Raw genomic sequence first — 15,823 nt, 5'->3', positions numbered from 1 at the left:
TATGACCCATAAAACACCTTCGGGCTTTGCTGCTATTGCGGCCAGCCCGGGTCTTGCCACGAAGGAATCGATGCTGGCGGTGGAAACCAAGCGAAAGCGGCTCTTTATCGGGATTCCGAAAGAATCGAGTTTGCAGGAAAACCGGATCGGGCTGAGCCCGGCTTCCGTGAAACAGCTTACCGAGCAGGGCCACGAAATTTGGGTTGAAACCGGGGCCGGGGAACCTTCCAAATACTCCGACCACGATTTTTCCGAAGCCGGGGCCAAGATCGTATACTCCACGCCGGAAGTATACGAAGCCGACATCATCCTGAAGATTGCGCCGCCAACCTACGAGGAAATGGATTACCTGAAGGCCAACCAGACGCTTATTTCGGCTTTGCAGTTTGCCAGCATTACCGCCGATTATGTGCTGGCCTTGTGCCGGAAAAAAATAAACGCCATTTCCTTCGAACTCATAAAAGACCGTTCCGAAACCAAACCGGTGGTGCGGGCCATGAGCGAAATTGCCGGAAGCACGGTTATGCTCATCGCGGCCGAGTACCTGAGCAGCAGCAACGACGGCAAGGGAGTAATTTTAGGCGGCATTACCGGGGTTCCGCCTTCCAGAGTCGTGATCTTAGGCGCCGGAACGGTAGCCGAATATGCCACCCGCGCTGCCATTGGTCTGGGGGCCGAAGTAAGAGTATTTGACGACCAGATCTACAAACTCCGGCGCTTAAAGCATAACGTAGGCGCCCAGTTATTTACTTCTACCTTAGACGGCCAGGTGCTTTCCGAAAACATTACCCAGGCCGATGTGGTAATCGGCGCGTTGAGTCCGGAAGATAACCACGGCAATTACATGGTGCCCGAAGCCGTTGTGGCCCGCATGCAGCCCGGTTCGGTTATCATAGATGTTAGCATCGACCAGGGCGGTTGTTTCGAAACTTCGGAAATGACTTCGCACAGCCGTCCCGTTTACCGCAAATACGACGTAATTCATTACTGCGTACCGAATATCGCTTCCCGCGTACCGCGGACGGCCACAAATGCGCTAAGCAACATTTTTACCCCGATCCTGATGGAAATTTCGCAGTACGGTGGTATAAACGAAGTGCTGTTTACGAACGAACATTACCGAAGCGGCGTGTACATTTACCGCGGCAGCCTCACCAATGCCGTTATCGCTAAGAAATTCGGCATGCGGTATAAGGAGCTCGGGCTGATGATTGCGGTTCGGAATTAAGCGATTGCTGCATAGAAACAAAAAAGTGCTGAAGCGGAAGCTTCAGCACTTTTTTGTTTAAAACGGTAACGTTTCTGTTTGAAAAATTATGGTAGCTTTTTCGTGGATTTTGGGCTTGAAAACTGAAGTGCGTTACTATTTTCCGGTCGTATAGTTTTTTTCTTCTTTCGTGATACCCCAATAGTGCAGCAGTTTCCCGCCGGGGATTGAATAATACGGATGCGTAATTTTTCCCCACGACATTACACCGCACCAGGTTTCCAGGTCTACGTGTTTCTCCGGCGAGGCTGCAATGGCCAAAATCGCGTTTCGTTCGCATTGGTAGGTGGAATCACTTGGCCGTTCGGTGCTGCTAAAAATAACTGCTACTAAAATGAGGGTACCAATGTATAGTTTCCGGTACTTGAGCGTGGTTTGCCGGAGGATGTACCAGCAGGTAAGCCCGTAGAAAAATACTAATGTTAACGTAACCGGCTGAAAGGTGCTTCCGCTAACGATATGGGGCCGGTAGCTCCGATAGCCGCCTAAAGGAAGCAGCAAGATGTATATTATAGAAAACACAATGACCCAAAGCAGCCATTTTACTATTTTCTTACCCTCAGGCCCTTTCTTCCAGAGTATTAAGCTGTTAATGATCAGCAGCAGGAATAAGATGGAATATGCCGGGCTAAACTCCCAACCCTGACCAAAGAAAAGCTGCCGGTTCAGGCCTGTAAGCAAAAAGGAGTAACGATCCGCAATGCTTATGCTATTATCACTTTCAGCATTAAAACTACCAATGTAAAGCGAGTAAAAGCTAAACAGCAGAATGACAGGAAAATAAAAAAGCAGTGGCTTAGGAATTTTTAAAACTGAATTCCAAATCCTTTTAATAAAGGGGATTTCGCCTGAATTCCGAAAATTTAACCACCATTGATAAGCGAGAGTAAAAGAGCAGACTATTGCAATTATGCCCAGGTTTAGTGGCCCCATAAACGGGAGAATGATGGTTAAGGCAAAAAGGATTATTTTTTTCGGAAGGGTAAACTTTACATCCTGCCCCAAAAAATAGGCCTGGTAAAACGGCAGGAAAAACAAGATCAGAATAGCGGTTGAAAGGGCGTAAAAGAACGTGTACGTGATAGAACTCTCAATAATGGACACGCGGTCGAAGTATCCCCAGGTTTGAAAAAAGGGAGCAACCAGGGCGCCAGCCAGAATAAATTCCGGCTTCCACCATTTTCCGGAATTGGTTATGAATAACCCGAGCAGCCAGATTATTAACAGGTGTATACCAATTTTAGCTAAAGCAGAGGCCAGGTAAGTGCTATCCAAAGGGCTTACAAATGCCTGCAGCATAAGCGGCACTGTTTTAAAATAAGCACCTAACGACCAATGGGCAAAGAAACGGTTAGAGCCGCCATAAGATTTCTGCTCACTTAAAAGGCTGAATCCAAAAGGGTCTTTCAGGACATCGGAATACCATTCGGCAGGGGCAATGATGGCAGCCATATCGCCATCGTGTGCGGTATAGTAATACTGAAAAAAGGAATAACAGATATCCAGAAAAAGGAAAAGAACGAGGAGTGTAGTAATTTTCTTACTCATGATTTTAAAAAGGATAAGCACCACCAGTGCAACTGCCTATCCAGGCGCAGACATGCCTGTTTCTATTGTTTTGAAACTCTAAAAATAACAAGAATATTTTAATTGAGCCGAAGTAAAACCAAGCCCGTCTATTCTTGGGTTAAATAAAATAAAAAAGGTGCGGAAGCATGTATCCAGCACCTTTTTTTGCTTGAAATAAAGCCTTTTTCTATAAACCTTCTGCCATCAGCAACACCTTCCAGGCTTCAGTAACTTTATTATCGTTCAGTAACCTTATTCCGAGCGTTTCAAGTTGCTCTTTCAAAGCTGTTCTGTCGTGTTTGTAACCGGAAAGAATTTTTTCTACCAGCGGATCGGTTTTAAATGCTTCGGTATCTTTTGCGGTTGGAACCTGCTCTTTTTCGGTGTTGCCTAAGCGGGCCAGGTTGTTACCGGTAAGGCGGTTGCTGGTCCGGATATGCTCCGGCAACTGATCTACGCCGATACCTTTATTCCTTACCGGTTTGGGGAGTTCGAACAGGCAATCGCCGCTGGCACGCAGGTACCAGTCGCCGCCTAAGCGGGCAACGGCATCCAGTTTATTTGGGTCAATGGTTTTTCCGTCCGGGCCTAACACATTTTCATTCAGGTGCATCAGTAATACTTCACAAACGATCAGGTTGGCAGCGCCGCCCTGGTCGCCTAACGGAATAATGTCGCGCACCCGGCACTCGAAAGCTGCCGGGGCTTCTGCCACCCGCGGCGGCTTCACCATTACCGATGGCGCTGGCGTTAAACCAGATTTTATAAATTCGTTGATGCCTTTATCGTACTCGGTGCTGGCCAGCGAAAGTTGCTCCACAATGTCGTAATTCCCGATATTGATCACTACTTCTTTGGTAGCATAAGCATTTTCCAGGGTATGCTTTATGGTATTGTCGCGCACCCGGCGGGCGGGTGAAAAGATTAGGATCGGCGGATTGGAACCAAAGGCATTGAAAAAGCTGAAAGGACTCAGGTTCACGTTCCCTTCCTCATCTACGGTACTGGCAAAAGCAATTGGCCGCGGCGCAACAGCTCCCAGCATATATGCATGGAACTCCGCCGTAGGAATTGCTTTCGGATCTATGGTTTTTATCATTCTTTTGATTTGAAAATTTGAAGATTTGGAGATTTGAAAATGGGAAGGAAAATTTAATTTCAGAATAGATCACGGTTAAGAAAATTAACCGAATATTTCCTCTGAGCCATCATTTCCAAATCTTCAAATTTTCAAATCTCCAAATTACTAAAGCGCTGGCAATACTTTGGCTACGCATTCGCCGAAGCCGATGCGGATGCCGTCTTTTTCGGCGTAGCCCCGCATGATCACCGTGTCGCCGTCGTTGATGAATTTGCGTTCGGTGCCGTCGGGTAGGGTGAGGGGTTTGGTGCCTTTCCAGGTAAGTTCCAGCATAGAGCCGAAAGAAGTTTCTTCCGGGCCGGAAATGGTGCCGGAAGCATACATATCGCCGATCTGCAGGTTACAGCCGTTGCTGGTCTGGTGCGCCAGCTGCTGGTTCATGTTCCAGTACATGTGCTTGTAGTTGGAGCGGCAGATGGAAACCGGTTGCTGGCCTTCCGGCTGCAAGAGCACTTCCAGGTTAATGTCGATGTTCTTGTTGCCGGTATATTGCAGGTAAGGCAACACCTGCGGATCCTGGTCCGGGCCTTTCACGCGGAATGGTTCCAGGGCATCTAAGGTAACCACCCAGGGCGAAATGGTGGAGGCAAAGTTCTTGGCCAGGAAAGGGCCGAGGGGCACGTATTCCCAGCGCTGCATGTCGCGGGCGCTCCAGTCGTTGAAGAGCACCATGCCAAAAATATAGTCTTCGGCATCGGTAGTAGAAACGGGGGTGCCCAGTTCAGTTTCGCGGCCAGCTATAAAGGCTACTTCCAGTTCAAAATCAAGTTCTTTGGTAGGGCCGAAAGTCGGCATATCGGCATCGGCAGCTTTGGTCTGGCCGTTCGGGCGAATTACATCGTAACCGGAAACACAGATGGAGGAAGCGCGGCCGTGGTAACCAACCGGCAGGTGTTTCCAGTTCGGCAGCAACGCATTGGCCGGGTCGCGGAACATTTTGCCTACGTTGGTGGCGTGCTCGATGCTGGAGTAAAAATCGGTATAGTTCGGTACTTTTACCGGCATCAGCATTTCTACTTCTGCGCGTTTTACCAGGCATTCGCGTACGGCTTCTTCGTTGTCGCGGAATTCGGTATTGTCGTGGCGAAGTAGCTGGGAAACACGCTCGCGGGTCTGGCGCCAAACCGGTTTACCAAGCGCAATAAAGTCGTTCAGATTGTCGCGAAATAGTACGGTATGGTCTGCAATATCAACATCTTCGAAATAGCCAAACTGACTTAATGCATAAAGGTCTAGCACATAGTCGCCAATGGCTACGCCTACGCGCGGGTCTTTCAGGCCTACCTGAAAAATACCGAATGGCAGGTTCTGAATCGGGAATTCGGAATCCGGAGCAATGGTGATCCAGGAATGCAGGTTCGGGTCGTTGGCTTTTATCATAGTCTAAAAGGGCTCTTTAATTAGCAGTGGGGCAAATATAAAGAATTGCGCCTGAACCCACACCCAAACACCGCAAACGCTATAATCTTTTAATTAAAAACCGACGGGTTTCAGTAAAGAAATCTTTAAGCTTTATTTGTCTGAACACGATTTTAAGGATTATTAAGATAGACAGGATTTGATTCTGGAGAAGAAATTATTCTGATCCTGGAGAAAACCGAGGTACGGGCAAAGAAGAGAATATTGCGCTTAAAGCTTTGTGAAAATCTTGAAGCCGATATTGTGCTTACGGTAGCAGGTTAAGCGATTCTGTAATTTCCCTTTTTCCTATTCCCCTTCGGGTTCCTCGAAATTCTTTTGGCGACAAAACATGTGCATCCCCTAATTCTATGTATGGGAACAAATTTACTTAATATCACTACGATTGTCATTCTGGAAGAATTTTGTGAGTTTAAAGCACTGAAATCACAAGATTCTTCCAGAATGACAGAAAAAGAAGCAGTATTATTATGTAAGCTAAATCTGTCCACTTACTTAAAGAGTATAATTCAGACAATTGGGTTCGCGTAAGGCCTGTTTAAATGAAGGGCTCAAAGATTGTAATTTCATAACGGCGTTTTTAAACCAGCCTCCCGGATAAAAAAAGGTCTGCTGATTGCTTTCAGCAGACCTTTGTAGAGTTTTAGAATCTCAGATTACATTATTAAAATCGCTATTATTTTTTAATTAAAACCCGCCGGGTTTCGGAAAAGCCATCGCCGGAGGCATGTACCAGGTAAAGTCCGGCCGATAAGTTGTTCAGGTTTAATTTCTGGTCCGTAAGCATATCGCCGCTAAAGGTTTTCAGGTTTTTGCCGAGGACATCGGTAACCGTTATTTTCAGGTTTTTCACGGGTTTTTTGAGCTGAAACGATAGCGTTCCGGTAGATGGATTCGGATAAACAGTAAAGGATCTGTCTTTATTCAACTCCTCCCTGGTACCGGAAATATTGCTATAAGGCGCGGAAAGTACAAACAGGCCGTAGGTAATATCCGAGGCGATGATATTGCCGGATGGTAGGAACGGGTAAACGCCCCAGCAGCCCTCGTAGCCGCTATAATTTCCCGGGTTATCGGGGTACGTATCGTAATAGCCGATGCGGGTAACGTTGGTGGAATTCGATATATCAAAAACCTGTACGCCATCGTGGTAAAATGAAAGCACAGCGTAATTATTTCCGACAATAAAGGTGTTGTGCGGGGTTGCTGCTGCGTTGGAAGTAAAGGAGCTTTTATAAACCGGGTTTGATGGGTCGGAAATATCATACAGTTTTACCGGTAAGCCCGCCGGGATCTCATCGGTCATAATCATCTTTTTAGAGTTCTGGCTAACCCAGCTGGTGTGGTTATAGCCTTGGCCAGGATATGTGGTTAAGCTGCTGATGAGTACCGGGTTGTTGATATTGGCTACGTTGTACATCACAAAACCCGGCCAGCCGGCAGAGCAATACGCTGTGTCGTTCTTTACAAATACAGCGTGCATATCGTTAAAGAAGGTAGATTGCAGACTCCCTAAAAGGGTGGGGGCTACGGGGTTGGCGAGCGAATAAACGTCTACCGCCTGATTGGAGCCATTGCGAACATTCGAAACCAGATAGAGTTTGGCATTGTCAATGAAAATGGTGTGGGCGCTCTGGCTTATCGCATTGCTGTCGTAAACCTTATGCACCGAATCTGGTAGGAACTGCAGGTCGAAGATCTGAAGGCTGTGGAAGTTATTTCCGTCGCCAACGGTATAGGCATAATGCGAATAGGTTTTAAAATCGCGCCAGATCGTATTCGTAAACTTACCGAGTGCTTTTTTTATCAGCACCGGAGAGGCAGGATTGGTAACGTCTATAAAGTTAGTGGCTTCGTTGCTGCCGATAATGGCATATTCGCGGCCGTTGGCTGCATATCCCCAGATGTCGTTATAATACACGCCCGGCTTCGGATCTCGCCAGGTAGAGAGCAGGTTCATGTTCTGCGACGTCTGGGCAAAGCCTTGCAGGCTGGCGGCGGCTAAAAAAATAAGCAGTAGAATTCGTTTCATCCGGAAAGGAATTGGTTTCAGTAGTTTATAGACAAAAAAAAACCGGAGCTACGTTGCTTAGCTCCGGTTTAAAAATACGAAATATTCTTTTGTTTTTAGAATTAAGCCGGCATCGGCATCACGTTTATGGCCTCAACGGCCTTAATTTCCGGCACTGCTTTCAGGATTGCCTGCTCCACGCCGGCTTTCAGCGTCATCGGCGACATTGGGCAGGTACCGCAGGCGCCTACCAGTTCCAGTTTCAGGACCATTTCCGGGGTTAGTTCCAGCACTTTTACGTCGCCGCCATCGGCCTGCAGGTAAGGACGGATCTGATCCAGGGCCGATTCGATCTTGGTCAGGAATTCCGGGGTCATATTCATCTCTTCCATTTCTTTCTACGTTCTGGTAATTTCTACAACCTTGGTTTGCGCCAGCTCAGCATTCCGTACCGAAACCTGGCGGGCTACTTCACGGGCAATTTCTTTAAAAACGGCTGCAGCCGGCGAGTTTTCTTTCATTACTTCCGGGGTGCCTTCGTCACCGCCTTCGCGGATGCTCTGCACCAACGGGATCTGCCCGATAAAAGGAACCTTAAATTTAGCTGCTAAGTTCTCGCCGCCGCCTTTTCCGAAAATAAAATATTTGTTTTCCGGTAATTCGGCCGGCGTAAAGTAGGCCATATTCTCTATAACGCCTAAAACCGGCACATTGATCTGGGGCTGCTGGAACATCGTTAAGCCTTTTTGGGCATCGGCCAGGGCCACTTTCTGCGGCGTGGTTACAATTACCGCCCCCGTTACCGGCACGGTTTGTACCAGCGTTAAGTGTATGTCGGACGTTCCCGGCGGAAGGTCAATAAGTAAATAATCCAGTTCGCCCCAGTCGCATTCGGTAATAAATTGTTTCAGGGCAGAAGAAGCCATCGGGCCGCGCCATACCACCGCACTTTCGGCCGGTGCCAGAAAACCGATCGACATGAGCTTTACGCCGTAGCGTTCAATGGTTTCGATCTGATTTTTGCCTTCTGCCGTCTGAAATACCCGCGGGTGGGCATCTTCGCAATTGAACATTACCGGAATAGAGGGGCCGGAAATATCGGCATCTACCAGGCCCACTTTTGCGCCGGTTTGCGCCAGCGCAATGGCCAGGTTGCTGGTAACCGTAGATTTGCCCACGCCGCCTTTTCCGGAAGCAATAGCGATAATATTTTTCACGCCTTTCAGCACCGCCGAAGCATCGGCGCGGCCGGAAGTAACGCGGGAGGTCATGTTCACGGTAACTTCCGCTTCTTTATCGACCATGGTATGAATGGCGCGTTCGCAAGCGGTACGGATCAGGTCTTTCAGCGGGCAGGCCGGGGTGGTGAGGATCACGGTAAAGCTTACTTTTTTACCGTCTATCGCCACATTTTCTATCATATTCAACGTAACCAGATCTTTGCCCAGATCCGGTTCTTCTACGTAGCTCAGGGCCCGTAAAACGTCTTCAGTTGTAATTGCCATAGTAATAATGCAAATTTTTTGCTTTACAAAGATACTGATTTTTTAGGACCCCACCTAAATCCTCCCCTGATTCAGGGAAGGACTTTCAGGATGCAGTAGTTTTTATGTTACAGCAGGGGCGAGAAGGGAGGTGCGGGAATATGTGGGTGCCGGGCATTTTGATGTTCTGATAAGAAATTATCGCAATATGCGTGCGGACAGGTCGCGACCCAATGCTGTCAATTTAATGGTTTATATGGTCATCCCGAACGAAGTTGAGGGAACTATCGCGTACCGAACCCAAACGAAAGGCATTTTTTGCTACGCTCAAATGCCATAGTAGTAACCAATAGTTTCTTCGACAGGCTCAGAATGACCTTAAATGTGTTGGTACTTTCCTTAAGTTGACAGCATTGGGTCGCGACCTGTCCGCACGTGTAAAACTACCTCCCCTGAATTAGGGGAGGGTAGGGGTGGGGTAAATTCCTTATCTTTGTAACCCTAATCTTTTTTCCATGGCCTTAATCAGTAAAGAAACCGTCGATCAGATCATTAATGCGGCCGATATTGCCGAGGTGGTGGGCGATTATGTAACGCTGAAGAAAAAAGGTCAGAATTTGTGGGCGCCTTGTCCGTTCCATAACGAGAAGTCGCCTTCGTTTTCGGTAGCGCCGGCCAAGGGCATTTACAAGTGTTTTGGTTGCGGCAAGGCCGGAAACTCGGTGCAGTTCATTATGGACCTGGAAGGGGTGAGCTATGTGGAAGCTCTCAAGCACCTGGCTAAAAAGTATGGGATCGAGATTGCCGAAGAAGCGCCCAGCCCGGAAAAACTCAAATTCCAGCACGACCGCGACAGCCAGTTCATCTTATCGGACTTTGCCAAGGACTTCTATCAGAATATTCTGCACAACCACGACCAAGGCCAGAGCATTGGTCTGCCTTACCTGAAAGAACGCGGTATAAGCCTGAATACGATCAAAAAGTTCGAACTGGGTTATAGCCTGGAAAGCTGGGACGGATTGACGAAAGCAGCGTTGGAAAAAGGGTTTCAGGAGAAGTTTCTGGAAGCCACCGGCTTGACTATTTTCAAGGAAGAGGGCAAGAAATATGACCGTTTCCGTGCCCGGGTGATGTTTCCGATCCACAACGTTTCTGGAAGAACCATCGGCTTTGGCGCGCGCACGTTAAAAACCAACGATAAGAGTACACCGAAATATCTGAACTCGCCCGAATCGGAAATTTACCATAAGAGCGACGTTTTATACGGCATGTTCCAGGCGAAGCAGGCGATCCGGATGGCCGACGTTTGCTACATGACTGAAGGGTATCTGGACGTAATTTCGTTGCACCAGGGGGGAATCGAGAACGTGGTGGCCAGCTCCGGAACCTCGCTTACCGAAAACCAGATCAAGCTTATTTCGCGCTACACCAAAAACATTACGGTACTTTACGACGGCGATGCCGCAGGGATTAAAGCTTCCTTGCGGGGAACGGACCTGATCCTGGAAGCCGGCCTGAACGTGGACGTGGTAATCTTCCCGCCCGGCGAAGACCCCGATTCCTACATCCGCAAAGTGGGCGACAACGCCTTTCGGGAATATATTAAGAGCGAAGCGAAAGATTTTGTCTCTTTTAAGACCGAGCTTCTGGCGAAGGAAGCGAAAGATAATCCGGTTAAGAAAGCCGAAGCCATCCGGGAAGTGGTCCAGAGCATTGCTAAAATTCCGGATTCCATTAAGCGGTCGGTTTTCTTGCAGCGCTGCAGCAGTTTGTTCGGGATCGATGAGCAAGTACTGATTTCGGAATACAATAAAATTGCCCTGCAGGAAAATAAAAAGCAGCAGAACCAGCAACAACCTTCCCGGCCTAATTCCGGCGGCCGAAGCAATTTCCCCCCGCTCGATGAATTCGATATGGCCGCGTTGGAAGCGGAGGCCGAAGCGGCTGCTTATGAGGATGCGGAAGAAGAAATAGATTCGGAGGTGCAGTTACTGCACCGGTACGAACGTGAAATTTTGCGCTTGCTGCTGAACTATTCGGACCAGACCCTGCCGGAAGGCCAGAATTTGGCCCAATATCTTTTTGAGCAGCTCGAAGATATAGAATTTAAAACACCGGGGCTTGCAAAATTATATGCCGTAATTTCTGAAAAAGTGCAGCAGGGCCGTTTCGACATTGCCACTTATTTTATCCGGGAAGAAACTGATACGGTGTTGAAGAGCGAAGCCATCGATCTGCTTACCCAGAAATACGAACTCAGCGAAGCCTGGGCCGCGCACCAGATCTTTGTACCGAAAGAAGTGGAGCTGCTGCAATACGCCGCCGATACTTCCATTCTAAGGCTGAAATGGCGGAACGTGCAGGCCATGATCAAGGAAAACCAGGATGCGCTTCAGAAAGAAACGAACATTGACGAAATGATGAAACTCCTGCAGGTGGCCAAGGCGCTGAAGAACTTCGAAATGGAAATTGCCGGGGCGCTAGGGATTGTGGTAACGCGGTAGGTTGGTTGCTGGTTGTTGCTAATACGGAACCCACCCCTAACCCCTCCGAGGAGGGGAATTGCAATGCGTGAATTAGCATGCGTGAATTAGCATGCGTGAATTGGAATGTATGAATTGGAATTCGCGTAATCTAAGCAGTTAATAAGATTACGATATCTGATAATTCCCCTCCTGGGAGGGGTTAGGGGTGGGTAAAGGGTATGATCGCGATTTGGTAACGAAAATTTTATAACGACTTTTTCAGCCCGAAACCATTACGTTTTAAACTTTTTTGTTAGGTTAGATTTCAACTAAGCAACCAAAGTTCTAAACAACCAAAATTCGGACAATGAAAAAGCACGAAAAAACGCAATCTAAGATCAATAAGATCTTGCTTGTATTATTAATTGCTGCTTTTGTTTATACCTGTTTCGGCATTGAATTTTCGGATCTGAGCTGGAAAACAAATGGCAAAACCTATAAGGTACTGTTAAGCCTTATTGCGATTTTTATTGGGATGAGTTTTGATTATTGGTACCTGAAAAGAAAACAGAAGCAGTCATAACCACTTTTTCAGGCTAAAAGGCTACCGCTTTTCAATAATTTACCTTTATTTGTATTGCATTTGTTTTGTAGCGTAGGGTTTTAACCCTACGCTACTTGTTTTATATTGACCTTGAAAATACTTCAGCTTTGTCCGCGTATTCCGTACCCGCCCCACGACGGCGGTGCGATTGCCATGTACGACGTAACCAGCAATCTGGCCGCGGAAGGGCACGAAGTAACCTTACTGGCTATTAATACGCCCAAGCATTTTCAGCCGGCCAGCGTGATGGAAAATGTTGCGCGCGTAATCGCCATTCCGGTAAATACGGACCTTTCCAAACGTAAAGCTTTCCTTAACCTTTTCAAAAGCGTTCCTTACAATTTAGAGCGGTTCATTTCCAGAGAAGTTGAAAGCGCTTTAACCGAACTGCTGCAAAAGGAAACTTTCGATATTATTCAGGTGGAAGGCTTGTTTATGGCGTATTACGTGGATGTGATCCGGAAATATTCCAAAGCGCCGGTAATCATGCGGTCCCACAACGTGGAGTACCTGATCTGGGAAAGGCTGGCGGCTAACGAGCAGAGCCTGCTGAAAAAAGCTTACCTGAAGTACCTGGCAAACGGTATGAAAAGCTTCGAAAAAAGCTATCTAAATAAGTTCGATGCCATTGCTTCCATTACCGAAGAAGACAAAATACGGATGCGCGAGCTGGGCTGTACCGTACCCATCGAATTTATTCCGGCGGGCGTGGAAATGGCGCGTTTCCAGTTGAACCCGGAAATAAAAGCCAAACCGAAATCCTTATTCATTATCAGTTCGCTGAACTGGCTGCCGAACCTGGAAGGGATTGACTGGTTCCTGGAAAATGTCTGGAAAACGGTAGCCAAAACGCTGCCAAACCTCGAGCTGCACATTGCCGGGAAATCGCCGCCGGAGCATTTGCTGAAGCTGGATTTGCCGAACGTTTTTGTGCACGGGTTTGTACCTTCTGCGCCGGAATTCATGCAACAGTACGATATTATGCTGGTACCTTTGCTTTCCGGCGGAGGCATGCGCATTAAAATTATTGAAGGCATGGCCTTGGGAAAATGCATTCTGACGACGCCGGTGGGCGCAGAAGGAATTTCGGTGGAGCCCGGCAAGGAAATTTACATTTCGGATAAGGCGGAAAGCTGGGCGCAATGGCTGCGGGAGTATGCAGCCGGAACGCTGCCGGTAACCGAAACGGGCATGGCGGCCGCGGAAAAGGCGAAAAATGCCTACGATAACCGGCGGATTATTCAGAAGTTTCTGCAATTATATGCATCTTACAGCCCCATTAAAGCAAGTTCCTGATTTAAAAAGTAATTAATGAAGATTCTCTTTCTATTGTCACGCGTGCCGCTCCGGCTTGAAAAAGGCGATAAACTGCGCGCGTTCTACCAGTTGAAAGAACTTTCCAAAAGGCACGAGCTTATTTTGTTTGCGCTTTCCGAAGACCCCGATCAGATACCGGAAGCAACCGCCGAACTTAAAAAATACTGTTCCGAAGTTTATCTATTTCCGGTTTCGAAATTGAAAGCCTTGGGCAACCTGGCGAAAGCATTTTCAAACAACAAGCCGGCTCAGGTTAATTATTTTTACCACCCGGTGGCCCAGCAGCAGATCGATCAGATAATCAGGAAACACCAGCCCGACCATATCTTTTGCCAGCTGGTACGCATGAGCGAATACGTGCGCCACATCAAGACTATCCCGAAAACGCTCGATTACATGGATGCTTTTTCGAAGGGGATGGCACGCCGGGCTGAAATTGCGCCGTTCTACCTCAAACCTGCTTTTACCTTTGAATCGGAGCGGCTGAAAGCTTACGAAACCGAGGTTTTTGACGATTTTGAGCATACTACTATCATTTCCGGGCAGGACCGCAACCTGATTGACCACCCGCGCAACCAGGAAATTGCCATTGTGCCGAACGGCATCGATACCGATTTTTTTCATCCGCTGGAACGCATTAAGAACTTCGAGCTGGTTTTTGCCGGCAATATGAGCTATGCGCCCAACGTAGATACGGCCGTTTTTCTGGTTAAAAAAGTGCTGCCGCTGGTGCTGGAGAAACTGCCCGAAACCCGTCTGCTTTTAGCCGGTGCCACGCCGAGCCAACGGGTGCTCACGCTGCAATCGGAAAACGTGTACGTGAGTGGCTGGATGGATGATATTCGCGAAGCCTATGCTTCGGCCCGGGTTTTTGTGGCGCCCATGAGCATTGGGACCGGGGTGCAGAACAAAGTGCTGGAAGCCATGGCCATGAAAATTCCCTGCATCATTTCGCCGCTGGTGAACAATGGCGTAGGCGCTGCCGAAAATGAACATCTGCTGCTTGCCGCCACGCCAGAAGAAGTGGCGGAACAGATCATTAAACTCCTTTCTGACCAATATTTAGCCGAAAATCTGGCGCAAAAAGCGTATGATTTTGTGCGCAAAAACTACGACTGGAAAAGCGCGGTAGCCCAACTGGAGACAGTAATGCTGTCGGAATAAGGCAAGCTCGGCAAAAATTGAGTATCTTTGCGGAAAATTCCGGGACCTTAGCCCGGAAACAGCATTAAAATTGAAGGACGCATCATGCTCAATACCATAGAAGAAGCCATTGAAGATATTAAAGCCGGTAAAGTTGTAATTGTAGTAGACGACGACGACCGTGAAAACGAAGGTGATTTTGTTTGCGCCGCCCGTTCGGTAACGCCCGAGATCATCAACTTTATGGCTACCCACGGCCGCGGCCTAATCTGCGCGCCTTTAGTAGAAGAACGTTGCGAAGAACTTGGCCTGGAACTGATGGTTGGCCGCAATACCGCTTTACACGCCACGCCTTTCACCGTTTCGGTTGACTTAATTGGCCACGGCTGCACCACCGGCATTTCCGCTTCCGACCGCGCCAAAACCATTCAGGCCCTGGTAGACCCGAACACAGATCCGGAAAGCTTGGGCAAACCCGGTCATATTTTCCCGCTGAAAGCAAAGAAAGAAGGCGTGCTGCGCCGCGCCGGCCACACCGAAGCGGCTATCGATCTGGCCCGTTTAGCTGGTTTTGAGCCGGCTGGGGTGTTGGTGGAAATCATGAACGAAGACGGCACCATGGCCCGCCTGCCGGACCTGGAAAAAGTAGCTGAGCGTTTCAACCTGAAACTCATTTCCATTAAAGACCTGATCCAGTACCGTTTGCAGCAGGAAAGCCTGATTCAACTGGAAATTGCCGTGCAGATGCCTACCGAATGGGGAAACTTCGACCTGTATGCTTTTACCCAGAAAAATAACGGCGTGAAGCATTTAGCCCTGGTAAAAGGTACCTGGGAGAAGGATGAGCCGGTAATGGTACGCGTGCACTCCAGCTGTGTAACCGGCGATATTTTCGGATCGTGCCGTTGCGATTGCGGTCCGCAACTGCACCGCGCCATGGCCATGATCGAGAAAGAAGGCAAGGGCGTAATTGTGTACATGAACCAGGAAGGCCGCGGCATTGGTCTGCTGAACAAACTGAAAGCCTACAAACTGCAGGAGCAGGGCCGCGACACTGTAGAAGCAAACCTGGAACTTGGTTTCGGCATGGACGAACGCGATTACGGCGTGGGCGCCCAGATCCTTCGCGAGCTGAACGTGAGTAAAATGCGACTGATCACAAACAACCCGAAAAAACGTACCGGTCTGGTTGGTTACGGCTTAGAGATTGTAGAAACGCTGCCGATAGAAATAGAGCCCAACGAACACAACAAAAGCTATTTAACCACCAAACGCGACAAACTGGGCCATACCATTCTGAAAGGTTAAGCTTTATTTTTATAACAGATTTATGCCTGAGGATCTTACGGTTCTCAGGCATTTTTATTAAATTAGATTGATATTCCGTAGGGAGGAGAAAAGTC

At 48.2% G+C, this 15,823-nt stretch carries 11 protein-coding genes; 5 read left to right on the top strand and 6 right to left on the bottom strand.

Going from position 1 to position 15,823, the window contains the following annotated elements; all coding sequences use genetic code 11:
- Nucleotide 1 precedes the first annotated feature (1 nt).
- A complete protein-coding gene (locus tag F0P94_RS16540; protein WP_150905090.1) occupies nt 2–1,228 on the top strand; it encodes an alanine dehydrogenase in 1,227 nt (408 codons plus the stop codon).
- Between the two features lie 135 nt (nt 1,229–1,363).
- Here the strand turns inward: F0P94_RS16540 and F0P94_RS16535 are convergent, their stop codons facing one another.
- The 6 genes from F0P94_RS16535 to F0P94_RS16510 form a co-directional block, all read right to left on the bottom strand.
- A complete protein-coding gene (locus tag F0P94_RS16535) occupies nt 1,364–2,815 on the bottom strand; it encodes a hypothetical protein (RefSeq protein ID WP_150905088.1) in 1,452 nt (483 codons plus the stop codon).
- Between the two features lie 208 nt (nt 2,816–3,023).
- Nucleotides 3,024–3,935 (bottom strand): flavin reductase family protein, encoded by a 912-nt coding sequence (locus F0P94_RS16530; protein ID WP_150905086.1) that lies wholly within the window; start codon nt 3,933–3,935, stop codon nt 3,024–3,026.
- A gap of 147 nt (nt 3,936–4,082) precedes the next feature.
- On the bottom strand, nt 4,083–5,357 hold the full coding sequence (gene fahA, locus F0P94_RS16525; RefSeq protein ID WP_191907074.1) for a fumarylacetoacetase: 1,275 nt from the start codon (nt 5,355–5,357) through the stop codon (nt 4,083–4,085).
- Nucleotides 5,358–6,072: 715 nt separating this feature from the next.
- Nucleotides 6,073–7,428: a choice-of-anchor B family protein gene (locus F0P94_RS16520; RefSeq protein WP_150905084.1), complete on the bottom strand. Its 1,356-nt coding sequence runs from the start codon at nt 7,426–7,428 to the stop codon at nt 6,073–6,075.
- Nucleotides 7,429–7,529: 101 nt separating this feature from the next.
- Nucleotides 7,530–7,799 carry a NifU family protein gene (locus F0P94_RS16515; RefSeq protein WP_150905082.1) on the bottom strand — a complete coding sequence of 90 codons (270 nt, stop codon included), beginning with the start codon at nt 7,797–7,799 and terminating at the stop codon, nt 7,530–7,532.
- Between the two features lie 6 nt (nt 7,800–7,805).
- Nucleotides 7,806–8,912 (bottom strand): Mrp/NBP35 family ATP-binding protein, encoded by a 1,107-nt coding sequence (locus F0P94_RS16510; protein ID WP_150905080.1) that lies wholly within the window; start codon nt 8,910–8,912, stop codon nt 7,806–7,808.
- Between the two features lie 494 nt (nt 8,913–9,406).
- Between F0P94_RS16510 and dnaG the strand changes: the two genes are divergently transcribed.
- The 4 genes from dnaG to F0P94_RS16490 all read left to right on the top strand — a co-directional run bounded on the left by dnaG (nt 9,407) and on the right by F0P94_RS16490 (nt 15,728).
- Nucleotides 9,407–11,395: a DNA primase gene (gene dnaG / locus F0P94_RS16505; RefSeq protein ID WP_150905078.1), complete on the top strand. Its 1,989-nt coding sequence runs from the start codon at nt 9,407–9,409 to the stop codon at nt 11,393–11,395.
- Between the two features lie 655 nt (nt 11,396–12,050).
- Nucleotides 12,051–13,256 (top strand): glycosyltransferase family 4 protein, encoded by a 1,206-nt coding sequence (locus F0P94_RS16500; RefSeq protein WP_150905076.1) that lies wholly within the window; start codon nt 12,051–12,053, stop codon nt 13,254–13,256.
- A 15-nt stretch (nt 13,257–13,271) separates the two neighbouring features.
- The gene (locus F0P94_RS16495) at nt 13,272–14,441 is read left to right on the top strand and encodes a glycosyltransferase (RefSeq protein ID WP_150905074.1); all 1,170 of its coding nucleotides are present in this window, start codon (nt 13,272–13,274) and stop codon (nt 14,439–14,441) included.
- Between the two features lie 84 nt (nt 14,442–14,525).
- Nucleotides 14,526–15,728, top strand: coding sequence for a bifunctional 3,4-dihydroxy-2-butanone-4-phosphate synthase/GTP cyclohydrolase II (locus F0P94_RS16490; RefSeq protein WP_150905072.1), 1,203 nt, complete (start codon nt 14,526–14,528; stop codon nt 15,726–15,728).
- Nucleotides 15,729–15,823 lie beyond the last annotated feature (95 nt).

Source organism: Adhaeribacter soli, from assembly GCF_008727925.1.
Classification (GTDB): domain Bacteria; phylum Bacteroidota; class Bacteroidia; order Cytophagales; family Hymenobacteraceae; genus Adhaeribacter_A; species Adhaeribacter_A soli.
The sequence above is the reverse complement of the archived record's forward strand: the minus strand, read 5'-3'. Positions and strand labels throughout refer to the sequence as shown.